We start from the raw sequence: 13,082 nt of genomic DNA, 5'->3' as shown, positions 1-13,082 counted from the left end.
CCACACTCAGGTCGGAAGAGCCGGTGATCTCGACGACGTGACCGTCCTTGTTGAGCGGACGCGGGTTGGCCTCGTCGACGCCTGCCTTGCCGGTCTTGCCGCGGTCGGAGTTGTTGGTGCAGGCGGCATAGATGCGGCCGGTGACGAGGTTGGGCTCGACGTCCTCGGGGCGGTCCATCTTGGTCGGGCCCTTGCCGTTGGAGCCCACGGCCGCGTCGGCGGCCAGGCGGGTGTAGACGAGGACCTCCTCGAGGGTGAAGCCCTTGACCATGGACCGGCCACCCTTGGTGAGGGCGATCCACTCGCCGGAGCCGTCACTGACCTTGTCCTCCATGCCGTCGCCGTTGAACTGCGCGACGTAGAGGTCGCCCTCGGACAGCAGGCGCAGGTTGTTCTTGCGCGCGGCGTTGCCGGGGCGGGCGTCGTAGCGGCGCCGGGAGACGAACTTGTAGATGTAGTCGAACTTCTCGTCGTCGCCCATGTAGGCCACGACGCGACCGTCGTCGGCGACGATGACGTTGGCGCCCTCGTGCTTGAACCGGCCCATCGCGGTGTGCTTGACGGGCGTGGAGGTCGGGTCCATCGGGTCGACCTCGACGACCCAGCCGAAGCGGTTGGGCTCGTTGCGGAAGTCGGCGGTGCGGGCGTCCCAGCGGGGGTCGACCTTGGCCCAGCCGCGGGTGTCCTGCGTCGAGGACAGGCCGTAGCGCTTCTCCTCCTTGGAGGTTCCCTCGGCCTTGAAATACTGGTTGAAGTTCTCCTCGCCGGACAGGACCGTCCCCCACGGGGTGGTGCCGCCGGAGCAGTTGTTCATCGTGCCGCGCACGGTGCGACCGGTCGGGTCCTCCTTGGTGCGCAGCAGCGGGCTGCCGGCGGCGGGGCCGTCGACGGCGAAGGGCGTGTCCAGGGTGATGCGGCGGTTGAGGCGCCCGCCGCGGCGGTAGGTCCAGCGCTCGTCGCGCGCGGGGCGGGTGAGCTCGACGACGGACATCCCGTGGGCGGCCCAGGCGGTCCGGACGGCCTCGGCCGGGTCCATCGTGGGCGGGAACATGATGTTCTCGTTGGTGTACTCGTGGTTGCAGACCAGCAGGGCCTTCTTGCCGTGCTTGTCGGTCACGATGATGTCGGTGTAGTCGTTGTTGTAGCCGAACTGCATGGCCTGCGCCTCGGCCGACTGGTTCTCGGGGTCGAACATCGGGGCGCCCTTGAGGATCGGGTCGCCCCACCGGATGATCGGGGCATAGGTGAAGCCCCCGGGGACGGTGAGGCGGTCGACGTCCTCGGGCACCGGGGCGATGCCGATGAAGGACAGGCCGGACACACGTCGGGCGCCCTTGCCCTTGCCCTTGCCGCGCCCGTCGTCCTTGGCGTCCACCAGGGCGGCAGCAGGCTCGGCGGTGGCGGTCGCGACGGCCCCGAAGGCCAGTGCCAGGGCGCCGGCGCCACCCAGGACGGAGCGGCGGGAGAGCGCCGCGCCGGCGACCTCGGCGAAGGTCTCGTGGGTCGAGTCGTTGGGGATGGGCCTGGAGCAGGCGTCGCCGCAGCGGAGGTGGCAGGTGACGGCGCTGCGGTTGGCGTGCGTGATGCCGGCCATGGGCAGCAGGGTGCGCTCGTGGGTCACGGTGATCTCCCGATCGGTGCGAGGGGGTGGAGGGACGCCGGCCTGGACCGGGCGTTCGCGCCGAACCTAGCCAGCCCCACCGGCGCCGGGGAGGTGCCCGAGGTGGATGCCAGGTGAACGCTCCGTGAAAGCGCCCGAGACCGCGTGAGCACCCGTCACGATGCGTGAGGGGTCACTCCTCGTGGGCGTAGAACCGGCGATCGACGACGACCCTGGCCTGGCGCGCGATGCGCAGGTAGGTGTCCACGAGCAGCCCGCCCTCGCCGGGCCCCCGCCCGATGATCCGCGCGATCCCGTCCGCGTCCCGCGCGTCGGTGGTCACGCTCTCCACGGGACGCCCGCGCCAGAGCATCCCGGCGTTGCGCAGGTGCGAGGCGGACCCCCAGGCCTCCGTGAGCAGGTTGGCCTCGTCGTCGGCGAGCAGCCCGGCCGCGCGTGCGGCCTCGATGGCGGGCAGGGTGCCGGTGGTCCGCAGGGCGGGCACGTCGTGGCCGTGCTGCAGCTGGATCACCTGGACGGTCCACTCGACGTCGCTCAGCCCGCCGGTGCCGAGCTTGAGGTGCGTCCGGCGGTCGGCCCCCCGTGGCAGCCGCTCGCTCTCCATCCGGGCCTTGAGCTTGCGTATGTCGCGCAGCTGCGTCGCGCCGAGCCCGCCGTCGGGGTAGCGGTGGGGGTCGACGAGGGCGACGAACCGCTCCCCCAGCCCGGCGTCGCCGGCGACCGGGCGCGCCCGCAGCAGCGCCTGGCGCTCCCACGTCAGGGCCCAGCGCTCGTAGTAGGTGCGGTAGGACTCCAGGCTCCGCACGAGGGGGCCGCTCTTGCCCTCGGGCCGCAGGTCCGCGTCGACGCCGACGGCCGGCTCCGGGCCGCCCCAGGCGGTGAGGCGCCGCAGCTCCTGCACGACGGCGGTGGCCCGGCGCTGGAGCTCGGCCTCGTCGTGCGGGGTGCCCTCCTCGGGCTCATGGACGAACATGACGTCGGCGTCGCTGGAGTAGCCGAGCTCCGACCCGCCGAGCCGGCCCATCCCCACGACCAGCAGCCGGGTGCCGAGGGGTTCGCGCAGCTCCATCTCGACCTTGTGGACCGCGGTCTCGAGGGCGATCTCCAGCGTCGCGGAGGTGATCGCGGTGAGGGCCTCGCCGACGTCGGCCAGCGGGAGCAGGCCCACGAGGTCGGCGACGGCCACGCGGAAGAGCTCGTGACGTCGCACGCCCCGCACCGCGAGCATCGCGTCCTCGGGGGTGTCCTTGCGCTGCGCCGCGGACCGCATGACGGTGCGCAGCGACTGCAGGGAACGGGGGGTGAGGCCCACGTCGTCGCCGAGGACGGCGACGGCGTGCGGGGTGCGCTCGAGCAGCTCGGAGGCGAACCGGCTGGAGGACAGGACGTGGGCGAGCCGTTGGGCGGCGCTGCCCTCGTCGCGCAGCATCTTGAGGTACCAGTGGGTGGTGCCCAGCTCCTCGCTGACCTTGCGGAAGGACAGCAGGCCCGCGTCGGGGTCGGCGCCGTCGGCGAACCACCCGAGCATGACGGGGAGCAGGGTCCGCTGGATGGCGGCTCGTCTGGAGAGTCCCTCGGTCAGCGCCTCCAGGTGGCGCAGCGCCCCGCGGGGGTCCCGGAAGCCCAGGGCGGCCAGGCGGTCGCCGGCGGCCTCCGGCGTGAGCCGCCCCTCGCTCGCCGACAGCCGGGCGACGGCGGACAGCAGGGGACGGTAGAAGAGCCGCTCGTGCAGCCGGCGCACCTCGCGGGCCCGGCGCTGCCACTCCTTGACGACGACGGTGGCGGGGTCGCCGTCCAGGTGCAGGGACCGGCCCAGCCGGCGCAGCTCGGCCTCGGCCGTCGGCATCAGGTGGGTGCGCCGCAGCCGATAGACCTGGATCCGGTGCTCGAGCGACCGGAGCAGCCGATAGGCCTCGTCGAGGACCGCAGCGTCGTCGCGCCCGACGTAGCCGCCGCGGGCGAGCGTGGCCAGGGCCTCGAGGGTCGTGCCCGAGCGCAGGCTCGGGTCCAGGCGACCGTGCACGAGCTGCAGGAGCTGGACGCTGAACTCGACGTCCCGCAGCCCGCCAGGACCGAGCTTGAGCTGCCGGTCGGCCTCCTTGGCCGGGACGTGCTGCTCCACGCGGCGGCGCATCGCCTGGACGTCCTCGACGAAGTTGTCCCGCGACGACGCCTCCCACACGAGGGGGGTGACCGCGTCGAGGTAGCGCCGGGACAGCTCGGCGTCGCCCGCCACGTGCCGCGCCTTGAGCAGCGCCTGGAACTCCCAGGTCTTGGCCCAGCGCTGGTAGTAGTGCAGGTGGCTCGCGACCGTGCGGACCAGCGGGCCGTTCTTGCCCTCGGGGCGCAGCGCCGCGTCCACCGGCCACAGGGAGCCCTCGGCGGTCGAGGACGCGCACGCGCGCATGAGCGCGCTCGCGACCTGGGTGCCGACGCGCATCGCCTCCATCTCCTCGGGGCTGCCGGGCTCGACCCCCTCGTCGGCCGGCTCGCACACGAAGATCACGTCGACGTCGCTGACGTAGTTGAGCTCGCGCCCCCCGCACTTGCCCATGCCGATCACCGACAGGCGCACGCTCTCGGAGCCCTCGGTCTCGGCGCAGGCCACGACGTGCGCGGCCTCCAGCGCCGCGGCGGCCAGGTCGGCGAGCGAGCGGGCGGTGTCGGGCAGGGTCATGAGCGGGTCGTCGCTGGTCATGTCCAGCGCGGCGATGGCCAGCAGCTCACGGCGATAGGTCGCCCGGATGGCGTCGTGCGCCTTGTCCGTGGGGAGGTCCCGGACCGCCTCGGTCATGACGGCGACGAGCTCCTCGGCCGTATGCCGGGAGGCACCGACCGCCCGCCGCCAGTCCTGCGGGTGGGACACGAGGTGGTCGCCGAGCGCGGACGACGCCCCGAGCACGTGCAGCAGCCGGTCGCGACCCGCGGGGTCCTCGCGCAGTGCCCGGCCTAGGTCACCGGCCGGCCCCCGGTCACGGCCGTCGCCGGTCAGGGCCTCGGCCAGCCGGACCAGCGACAGCAGCGCCAGGTCGGGGTCAGCCGTCGTGCGCAGGGCACCGACGAGCGCGTCGCGCGCGTCCCCCACCAGCGTCGTCACGGCGGGGTCGTCGAGCAGCGTCTGGGCCCGCGACGGGTCCTGGAAGCCCTGCCGGGCGAGCGCGCCCGTGGCCGAGGTCGCCCGCGACGTGGCGGCGGGCTGCGACGTGGGCTGGGCGCTCGTCATACGACCGGTCAGAGCCGCGGGAGCAGGCGCTCGAGCTCGAAGGGGGTCACCTGGGAGCGGTACTCCTCCCACTCCTGGCGCTTGTTGCGCAGGAAGAACTCGAAGACGTGCTCGCCGAGAGTCTCGGCGACCAGGTCGGAGCGCTCCATCGCGTCGATGGCGCGGCCGAGGGACCGGGGCAGCGCCTCGATCCCGAGGGCACGCCGCTCCGAGTCCGTGAGCGCCCAGACGTCGTCCTCGGCCTCCTCCGGCAGCTCGTAGCCCTCCTCGATGCCCTTGAGCCCGGCGGCCAGGAGCACGGAGTAGGCGAGGTAGGGGTTGGCGGCGGTGTCGAGGGTGCGGATCTCGACCCGGGTCGCCTGGCCCTTGTTGGGCTTGTAGAGCGGGATGCGGACCATCGCGCTGCGGTTGGCGTGCCCCCAGCAGACGTAGGCGGGTGCCTCGCCGCCACCCCACAGGCGCTTGTAGGAGTTGACCCACTGGTTGGTCACGGCGGTGAGCTCTGGCGCGTGGCGCAGCATGCCGGCGACGAACTGCCGCCCCACCTTGGACAGCTGGTAGCGCGACCCCGGCTCGTAGAAGGCGTTGTTGTCGCCCTCGAACAGCGAGACGTGGGTGTGCATGCCCGAGCCCGGGTGGTCGGCGAGGGGCTTGGGCATGAAGGAGGCGTAGACGCCGTGCTCCAGCGCGACCTCCTTGATGACCGTGCGGAAGGTCATGATGTTGTCGGCCATGCTCATCGCGTCGGCGTAGCGCAGGTCGATCTCGTTCTGGCCCGGGGCGCCCTCGTGGTGGCTGAACTCCACCGAGATGCCCATCGACTCCAGCATGGTGATCGCGGCCCGGCGGAAGTCGTGGGCCGTGCCCTGCGGGAGGTGGTCGAAGTAGCCGCCCTGGTCGATCGGGCGCGGCGGGTTACTCACGCGCCGCGAGCCGTCGCCGTCCTGCTCGAAGAGGAAGAACTCGATCTCGGGGTGGACGTAGAACGTGAAGCCCATGTCCGCCGCCTTGGTCAGCGTGCGGTGCAGGACGTGCCGCGGATCCGCCAGCGACGGCTGCCCGTCGGTGGAGTGCAGGTCGCAGAACATGCGGGCGGTGCCCGGGGACTCGCCCCGCCACGGCAGCACCTGGAAGGTCGTGGGGTCGGGCTTGGCGAGCATGTCGGCCTCGTTGACCCGGGCCAGCCCCTCGATCACCGACCCGTCGAAGCCGATGCCCTCGGAGAAGGCCGTCTCCAGCTCCGCCGGCGAGATGGCCACCGACTTCAACGTGCCGAGCACGTCGGTGAACCACAGTCGTACGAACCGGATGTCGCGCTCCTCGATGGAACGCAGGACGAACTCCTCCTGGCGATTCATGACCCCAGCCTCCCCCACAGTTGTTTCGCCCGCGTTACGGGCGCGCTGGCGTGCCGCGGACGGCCCGGCGGCAGAGGGACCCCGCCCTGCCGACCACCAGGCCCGGGAGTAGTGTGACAGCACGCCGGTTCACCCCGGACCGGTCGACGAGGATCGGAAACGGATCGAGGTCCGCCATGGCAGAGCAGAGCAGCGAGTCGGTCGACAAGGCCATGGACACCACCGTGAGCGTGAGCCGCGTGGTGTCCCACCCCATCGACAGCGTCTGGAACGTCCTCATGAAGCCGCACGGTGCGGAGGCCCTCCTCGGCGAGGGTGGAGAGCTCGGCAGCAAGGGAGAGCCCTGGCGCGCCAAGGACGGGTCGCACGGCGTGGCCCGCAGCTTCCACCCCCTCGAGCAGATCAGGTTCTCCTGGCACCCGGACGATTCCGCCGACTCCCCTGCCTCCGTGGTCGAGCTGGACCTCGCCAAGGACGGCGAGTCCACCACCCGCCTGGACGTCACCCACAGCAACCTGCACCCCGGCGCCGACCGGGACGCGCTCAAGGCGCGCTGGGAGACGGCCCTGGAGCGGATCGAGCAGGACGCGCTCTGAGTCGAGGGGCGTCGCCCCGGCGGCCAGGGCCCCGGGCACGGCCTGCGGCAGGCACGGCAGGAGCCGGCCACCCCGTGCGGGGGTGGCCGGCTCCCGGCATACGTGGGTGGGTCAGCCCGGCATCGACCAGGGTCAGAGGCCGAGGGTGCCGGGCGCGTCCGGCTCGTCGCCGTCCTCGCGGGCCCGGCGCTCGTCCTCCTCGTCCCATGCCTCGGTGCGCGAGCGCGCGGTCGTCAGTGCCTCGCGGGCCTCGGCCTCGGAGCCGTAGGGTCCCATGACGTCCTCGTCGCGCGAGCGATCCTGGTCGGTCTCCACCTGGTTCGTCTTCACGTTGTACCAGTAGGCCATCGTCGGTCTCCTCCTCGAGCTGGCGGTCGTGCGTCCTGATTGGGGTGCCGCCCGCGCGGCTCCCTAGACTGCAGCCTATGTCGATCAGCCCTGCCGCCGTCGTCCCCGGCCGCGTCTCCGCACGTCGCGCCGTCCCCTCCCAGATCGAGCGGCCGCACTACGTCGACCGCGGGCAGGACATCCGCGAGGACGGCGACCGGCTGGTCAAGGACGCCGAGACCATCGAGCGCATGCGCGTCGCCGGTCGGATCGCGGCCGAGGCCATGGCCGTCGGCGCCGAGCTGGTCGCGCCGGGCGTCACGACCGACCAGATCGACCGCGTGGTGCACGAGTTCGTCTGCGACGCGGGCGCCTATCCCTCGCCCCTCGGCTACAAGGCCTTCCCCAAGTCGCTGTGCACCAGCGTCAACGAGGTCATCTGCCACGGCATCCCCGACTCGCGCCCGCTCGAGGACGGCGACATCGTCAACCTCGACGTGACCGTCTTCGTGGACGGCGTGCACGGGGACACCGACGCGACCTATCTCGTCGGGGACGTGGACGAGGAGTCCCGCCTCCTGGTCGAGCGCACCCACGAGGCGATGATGCGCGGCATCAAGGCGGCGCGCCCGGGGCGCGAGGTCAACGTGATCGGTCGCGTCATCGAGTCCTACGCCCGGCGGTTCGGCTACGGCGTGGTGCGGGACTACACCGGGCACGGGATCGGCACCGAGTTCCACAGCGGCCTGATCATCCCCCACTACGACGCGGCGCCCGCCTACGACACCGTCATCGAGCCCGGCATGACCTTCACCGTCGAGCCGATGCTGACGCTCGGGGGTGGCAGCGACTGGGACCTGTGGGACGACGGCTGGACCGTCGTCACCGCCGACCTGAGCCGCTCCGCGCAGTTCGAGCACACCATCGTCGTGACCGATAACGGTGCGGAGATCCTGACGGCGGTGTGAGTCGTCATACGCTGGATCTCATGACCTCACGCAGCACCAGCCTCCCCCTCGGCATCGACGTCGGGGGCAGCGGCATCAAGGGAGCCCCTGTCGACCTCGAGACCGGCGAGTTCGCCGCCGAGCGGGTCCGGATCCCGACCCCCGAGGACTCGACCCCCGAGGCGGTCGCCGACGTGATCGCGCAGATCATCGACCAGCTGGACGAGGTCGGTCCTGACGCACCGGTCGGCATCACCGTGCCCGGCGTCGTGACCCACGGCGTCGTGCGCTCGGCGGCCAACATCGACAAGCGCTGGATCGACTGCGACGCCGACGCGCTGTTCACCAAGCGGCTCGGCCGGGACGTCCACGTCGTCAACGACGCCGACGCGGCGGGCATCGCCGAGGTGCGCTACGGCGCGGCCCAGGGCAAGGACGGCTTCGTCATCCTCACGACGCTCGGCACCGGGATCGGGATCGCCCTGATCCACGACGGCGTCCTGATCCCCAACGCCGAGCTGGGGCACCTGGAACTGGACGGCCACGACGCGGAGACCCGCGCGTCCAACGGCGTGCGCGAGGCCAAGGACCTCTCCTGGGAGGAGTGGGCCGAGCGGCTGCAGCGCTACTACTCCCACCTGGAGGACCTGCTGTGGCCGGACCTGTTCGTCGTCGGAGGCGGCGTCTCCAAGAAGGCGAAGAAGTTCCTGCCGCTGCTCGACCTGCGCACCCCGATCATCCCGGCGACGCTGCTCAACAGCGCGGGCATCGTGGGCGCGGCGGCGCTGGCGGCGGACGAGGCGGCCCGCCGCCACTGACCCGCCGGCGGCGAAGGCCTCCGGACCCGCCGGCGGCCGAGGCATCCGCCGGGGTTCGTCCCCCAGGCTGATGCCTTCGCCCCCGGCGGGTATGACGTCCTCCGGCTCAGGCGATGCCGGCGGGCTCAGGTGGTGCCGGCGGGCTCAGGTGAAGTCGCGGGCGTCCCCGCTGGCGAGGTCCACGACCTCGGTCCGCTCGGGGCTGAACCTCGTCGCGTGGTCGAGATAGATGCCGCGACCGGCGGGTGCGAGCAGACCGTCGTGCACCGGGACGGCATACCTCGGCGCGATGCGCCGGACGAAGGCGACCGTCTCCTTGCTCGCGCACCACGGCGCGTTGAGCGGCATCGCGAGGACGTCGACCGGACCGGGCTCGGCGTCGTAGGCGTCGCCGGGGTGGAAGACCGTCGGCTCGCCGTCGGCGCTGATGACCACGCCGGTGTTGCGGACCCGCGGGATGAGCTCGTTGATGACGGCGTGCTGCTCACCCACGCCGCGCAGGGAGACGTCGCCGACCCGCACCTCGTCGCCGCCCACGAAGGGCACCGAGCCGGGCACCTCCACCAGGTCCCTGGCCTCGGCCTCGACGTACCACGCCGCGTCGGGGTTGCCCTCGCGCAGCGCGGGAAGCCGGTCGGGGTCCAGGTGGTCGGGGTGCTGGTGGGTGACGACGACGGCGTCGAGATCGCGCAGCTCCACCCAGCCGCGGGCCAGGGTGCCCGGGTCGACCAGGATGCGCTGGTCGGCGATCTCGACCAGGAGACAGGCATGTCCGAGATGTGTCAGGCGCATGCCTCAACCCTAGGCGTCGACCCCCTGCAGCACCACGGGACGCACCTCGGAGAACCGCACCGCGTCGCGTCCCCCGGCCTTGGCGGCATACAGGGCGACGTCGGCGCGGGCCACCATCGCCGCGACGCTCTCGATGCCGTCCCACACCGCCACGCCGCCGGAGAAGGTCTGGCCGGTCTGGGCCGCTCCGCGCAGCCCTTCCAGCAGGAGGCGCACGTTGTCCGGGTGACGCCCCTTGGCCAGCATGAGGAACTCCTCGCCGCCGTGGCGGCTGAGGAAGACGTCCGGGGGCAGGCTGCGGCGCCACGCGGACGCGGTCGTCTCGAGCAACCGGTCGCCGGCCGGGTGGCCGTGCAGGTCGTTGAACCCCTTGAAGTGGTCGAGGTCGAGCAGGGCGACCACCAGCGACACGTCCTGCTCGACCGCCTCCGCCACCATCCGGTGCATCTCCGCCTCGCCTGTGCGCCGGTTGGGCAGGGACGTCAGGTGATCCGTCCGGGCCAGGGCCTGCAGCTGGCCGCGCTGCTGGTCGACCAGCCGCATCATCCGGCCCAGCCGCAGCATGACCAGCCCGAAGACCACCGCCGTCATCAGCAGCAGCGGCCAGGCGCTGAGGCCCTGCGGCCGGTCGTGCTCGCGCAGCAGCATCAGCGGCGGCATCACCGCCGCGACCGCGAGGACCGTGAGCTGGATCCGCTCGAGCCCGGCGGACGGCCTGCGGGACCGCCCGGCGAACCGCGCCATGGACGGGTGCAGGGCCCCCAGGCCTGCGACGAACGCGCTCACGACGTACCAGAACACCGCGCTCGAGTAGCCACCCTGGACCCGGATGGGGTCGGCCAGCTGCAGGACGTCTCCCACCGTCATGGCGCTCATGCCCAGGACGAGCAGGACGGGCGATGGCGCGCCGCCCGACGTCAGGACGATCCGGCTCGCCGCGATGATGACGAGGAGGTCGAGCAGCGGCGACGTCACGGTGGTGAAGGCGATCGGCGACTCGGTCGCCTGGGTCTCGGCGGCGAAGGACCAGATGACGGCGGCACACCCGAGGCCGAAGATCGTCCCGTCGAGCGCCACGCTGCGCGCGGCCTCGCTGGTGACCCGTCCCGAGGCCGACACGACACCCGCAATGACGACGACGTAGCCGACGATGGACATCACGTCACCCACCAGCACGCCGCCCACGAGCTCCGCGCGCATCAGGGGCAGCGGCAGGCTGAGGATCCCCCACGCCGCGGTCCCGACCAGCAAGGTCCACCAGATGGCGCGGCCCGGAGGGCGATAGAGCAGGATGCCGGCGAGGAAGGTGAGCGGGACGACCGCGATGGCGACCGTCGCCAGGTCGAGCCGATGCTCGACGGGCAGCCACAGGTAGGTCACGAGGATGCCCGCTGCGACCATCGCCGCGACGCGGAAGACCAGCGGACGTTCCGTCACCTCGAACCCTCCCCCGCGTCGAGGGATGCGTCCCGCGTCTCCCACAGGTAGGTCCGGGCGCGGCCGTTGGCCTTGGCGGCATACAACGCCTCGTCGGCGCGGGCCACGAGGTCCGCGTCGGAGTCTCCCCGCTGCCACTGGGTCACCCCGGCCGAGAAGGTCTGCTGGCGAGGCGTGGCCGCCCTGAGCCGGTCCAGCAGGTCGAGGACCGCGGACGTCGGCAGGCCCACGGTGATCAGCACGAACTCCTCGCCGCCGTAGCGGGCCAGCACCTCCGCCGGCCCGAGCAGGTCGCTCCACCGGTGGGCGCACCCGACGAGCAGCTCGTCGCCCGCGTGGTGACCGAAGCTGTCGTTGAACGCCTTGAACCGGTCGAGGTCGATGATCGTGACGCTCAGGGGCTCCCCGGTCTGCTCGACCCGGACCAGGGCCCGGCCCAGCTCGGCGTCACCCGTGCGCCGGTTGGGCAGCCCGGTGAGGTGGTCGTTGCGGGCGAGGACCTCGAGGACCTCGGACTGCTGGTCCGAGGTGCGCATCATGCCGGCCGCCCGGGCCACCACGAGCCCGAACATCAGCAGCATCGACACCGACAGGGCGGAGCCGTCCGGCACCGAGCCGTCGCCCGCGGCGCCCGCCAGCTGCCAGCCGTAGACGCCGACGGGGAGCATCCCCATCCCCAACAGCCAGGGCACGTGGTGGCGGGCGGTGAGCCGGGCGTCGAGCTCTCGGCCGCTCGAGCCGACGTTCGCGCCCACGGGCGCGGTGACGGCGGCGGCGACCGCCCCGTAGGCCAGGACCCACGCCACGTGGGCGGCGTCCGGCGCCTGGCGGTCGTGGATGAGGTTGGCGAAGTCCAGGCAGTCACCAACCAGGAGCAGGGCCGGGCAGGCCAGCCCGATGATCGCCCCCCAGCTGACCGGGGCGCGTGACATCACCCTGATCACGCCCACGGCCAGCAGGACGAGGTCGAGGATCGGGAAGAGGGCGCAGACGACGGCGGAGGACGGGTGGCCCTGGAACAGCGGTGAGCGCAGGCCCGGCACGACGAGCGTGATCCAGGCGATGGTGCCGAGGGCCACGGTCAGGATGAGCGTGTCGAGGGTCCGGGCGACGTTGAGGCGCTCGCGTGCCCGGGCCACCAGCTGCACGTATCCGGTGAGGGCGATCGTGTACGCGCCGAGCATGAGAGCGTCACCGGGGTCGGCCAGCTGACGGTCGTGGCCGTAGACGAGGTCGGCCGTGAGGTCGCTGACGTAGTCCCCGACGGCGTAGACGGCCCACGCGACGAGCAGGGCATAGGTGAAGGCGTTGCGCCGGGACGGGTGCTGCCGCAGGGCCCACGCGATCGAGGCGAGCAGCACCAGGTAGGCGCAGGCGTAGACGCCGAACCGCACCGTCCGGTCGGGGTCGATGCCCCACCCGGTCCGCGAGGTGACGAGGTCGACGACGGCGAGCAGGAGGTAGAAGCCACCCAGGCCGAGGGAGACCGACCAACGACCCACGGAAACCTCGCTTTCGCGGGTCTGCGGATGGCTACCGCAGACCCCTGGACTACGCAGTGTAGTGATCCCGTGACCGGCCCGTGGGCGGGATGAGTCGGTCTGTACGCCGGGTTCTGTCCACCCCGGTCTCCCGGGGATGGGCGATCATCCATCTAGGGTGGCCGTTGCCGGCCACCTCGAGCGCTCTACCCGTGCGCTCGGGCGGGCAGCCCTCGGACGCGCACTGTCTGAGCTTGCTTCAGGTGGGGTTTACCTAGCCGCCGTGGTCACCCACGGCGCTGGTGGTCTCTTGCACCACCGTTTCACCCTTACCAGGCCGCTCTGCGAACGTCCTGGCGGTCTGTTCTCTGTGGCACTGTCCCGCGGGTCGCCCCGGGTGGCCGTTAGCCACCACCTTGCCCTTCGAAGCCCGGACGTTCCTCGGCACCATGACGGTGACGCGATCGCCCGACCGACTCATC

General features: G+C 72.2%; 10 protein-coding genes and 1 other RNA gene. 3 read left to right on the top strand and 8 right to left on the bottom strand.

Annotated elements, in window-relative coordinates:
* The 3 genes from B4K29_RS14050 to glnA all read right to left on the bottom strand — a co-directional run.
* Positions 1 to 1,621 (bottom strand): PhoX family protein (locus B4K29_RS14050; protein WP_286967778.1); only part of this gene is annotated, 1,621 nt, incomplete at its 3' end.
* 172 nt (positions 1,622 to 1,793) lie between these two features.
* Complete coding sequence (locus tag B4K29_RS14045; protein WP_286967776.1) at positions 1,794 to 4,844, bottom strand: bifunctional [glutamine synthetase] adenylyltransferase/[glutamine synthetase]-adenylyl-L-tyrosine phosphorylase; 3,051 nt, start codon at positions 4,842 to 4,844, stop codon at positions 1,794 to 1,796.
* An 8-nt stretch (positions 4,845 to 4,852) separates the two neighbouring features.
* Positions 4,853 to 6,202, bottom strand: a complete 1,350-nt coding sequence (gene glnA, locus B4K29_RS14040) for a type I glutamate--ammonia ligase (RefSeq protein ID WP_019284691.1) — start codon at positions 6,200 to 6,202, stop codon at positions 4,853 to 4,855.
* A 176-nt stretch (positions 6,203 to 6,378) separates the two neighbouring features.
* Here glnA and B4K29_RS14035 point away from each other — a divergent pair, with 176 nt between their 5' ends.
* Positions 6,379 to 6,798: an SRPBCC family protein gene (locus B4K29_RS14035; protein ID WP_286967775.1), complete on the top strand. Its 420-nt coding sequence runs from the start codon at positions 6,379 to 6,381 to the stop codon at positions 6,796 to 6,798.
* Between the two features lie 132 nt (positions 6,799 to 6,930).
* Here B4K29_RS14035 and B4K29_RS14030 read toward each other — a convergent pair whose 3' ends face one another.
* Positions 6,931 to 7,146 carry a hypothetical protein gene (locus B4K29_RS14030; RefSeq protein ID WP_029209909.1) on the bottom strand — a complete coding sequence of 72 codons (216 nt, stop codon included), beginning with the start codon at positions 7,144 to 7,146 and terminating at the stop codon, positions 6,931 to 6,933.
* Between the two features lie 77 nt (positions 7,147 to 7,223).
* Between B4K29_RS14030 and map the strand changes: the two genes are divergently transcribed.
* Positions 7,224 to 8,093, top strand: coding sequence for a type I methionyl aminopeptidase (gene map, locus B4K29_RS14025; RefSeq protein ID WP_029209908.1), 870 nt, complete (start codon positions 7,224 to 7,226; stop codon positions 8,091 to 8,093).
* 20 nt (positions 8,094 to 8,113) lie between these two features.
* A complete protein-coding gene (gene ppgK, locus B4K29_RS14020) occupies positions 8,114 to 8,890 on the top strand; it encodes a polyphosphate--glucose phosphotransferase (protein ID WP_286956844.1) in 777 nt (258 codons plus the stop codon).
* A 144-nt stretch (positions 8,891 to 9,034) separates the two neighbouring features.
* On the opposite strand, the gene B4K29_RS14015 is transcribed toward ppgK, so the two are convergent.
* The 4 genes from B4K29_RS14015 to rnpB all read right to left on the bottom strand — a co-directional run bounded on the left by B4K29_RS14015 (position 9,035) and on the right by rnpB (position 13,080).
* Positions 9,035 to 9,682, bottom strand: a complete 648-nt coding sequence (locus tag B4K29_RS14015; protein WP_286967774.1) for an MBL fold metallo-hydrolase — start codon at positions 9,680 to 9,682, stop codon at positions 9,035 to 9,037.
* Positions 9,683 to 9,691: 9 nt separating this feature from the next.
* Complete coding sequence (locus tag B4K29_RS14010; RefSeq protein ID WP_286967773.1) at positions 9,692 to 11,119, bottom strand: GGDEF domain-containing protein; 1,428 nt, start codon at positions 11,117 to 11,119, stop codon at positions 9,692 to 9,694.
* The gene (locus B4K29_RS14005; protein ID WP_286967772.1) at positions 11,116 to 12,621 is read right to left on the bottom strand and encodes a GGDEF domain-containing protein; all 1,506 of its coding nucleotides are present in this window, start codon (positions 12,619 to 12,621) and stop codon (positions 11,116 to 11,118) included. Before B4K29_RS14005 ends, B4K29_RS14010 begins: the two co-directional genes overlap by 4 nt.
* A gap of 86 nt (positions 12,622 to 12,707) precedes the next feature.
* Positions 12,708 to 13,080, bottom strand: an RNA gene (gene rnpB / locus B4K29_RS14000) — RNase P RNA component class A.
* Positions 13,081 to 13,082 lie beyond the last annotated feature (2 nt).

The sequence above is a fragment of the Arsenicicoccus sp. UBA6765 genome (assembly GCF_002453335.1).
Classification (GTDB): domain Bacteria; phylum Actinomycetota; class Actinomycetes; order Actinomycetales; family Dermatophilaceae; genus Arsenicicoccus; species Arsenicicoccus bolidensis.
The sequence above is the reverse complement of the archived record's forward strand: the minus strand, read 5'-3'. Positions and strand labels throughout refer to the sequence as shown.